This window comes from Halorubrum sp. Atlit-26R, assembly GCF_003666015.1.
In the GTDB taxonomy this organism is placed as follows: domain Archaea; phylum Halobacteriota; class Halobacteria; order Halobacteriales; family Haloferacaceae; genus Halorubrum.
The window spans coordinates 1-815 of sequence record NZ_QPLT01000170.1 but is presented as its reverse complement, the minus strand read 5'-3'; the positions used below and the strand labels follow the sequence as shown (position 1 = coordinate 815).

1 pseudogene is annotated in these 815 nt (G+C 65.9%); it reads right to left on the bottom strand.

The features are described 5' to 3' along the window. Nucleotides 1-344 (bottom strand): annotated as a pseudogene (locus DVK07_RS19975) (class I SAM-dependent DNA methyltransferase); the annotation flags it as partial. Nucleotides 345-815: the final 471 nt, after the last annotated feature.

The following is an 815-nucleotide window of genomic DNA, read 5'->3' as shown; positions in this document are numbered from 1 at the left end:
TCGCAGCCCTCTTCGCGGCGCGCGAACGGGTCGCGCGCCGCCTCGTCGGTCTCGAAGAAGCCGTAGTCCGGTCGGCGCTGCGTCCGGCTCGTGCTCTCCTCGACTTCGAACGGGACCCCCAGCTTCCGGAACATCGGCCGGATGAACTTCTCTTCTAGCTGGGACTCGTTCCGCTTCGGCGCCGTGTCCTTCTCCCGCTCGTAGAGGTCGAGGATCTCGTCGCGCGCGGCCGCCAGTTCGTTCTCGTCCACCGCCTCCCACGCCTCGGTCTCGGGGAGGTGCTCGTCGAGGTAGTGGTTGGAGAACAGGTCGCGGTTCGTTCGGTAGGTGAGTGAACGCTGCATCCGTCAGTTGTGGATCGTGGTGAGGGACTCGTCTGAGTCCGTGCCGTCGATAGATCTCTGTGCGATATCCGCTACCCCGACAGATCCGACGTCGGTCGCGTCACGGGTCGCAGGGCTGAGTCCGCCGATTCCGGACGCGGTGATGCCGAATCGCCCCGAGCGTCCGGAACACTGTCCGACTTGTTTACAGGACATCACGTATGAGACGGACGAATACGGGAGGCCGTATAGACTTTTCCTCGGCTCGTGGTTTGTCACAGTCCGCTGACAGCACCGGTCCAGAACGACGCGTCCCGGCTACCGTGACCGGCTCGAAACCGCGTCACGCTCGCGGCCGAACCGACGGGGCGCGTACTTCGTTTGGACCACGGGTCCGTACACCACCGAACCGCCGCCAGCCGCGCTCGCTCGCAGATCGCCCGACACGCCACCGAACAGACCGCACCGCGACCCACCGGCTCGCCGTCCCCC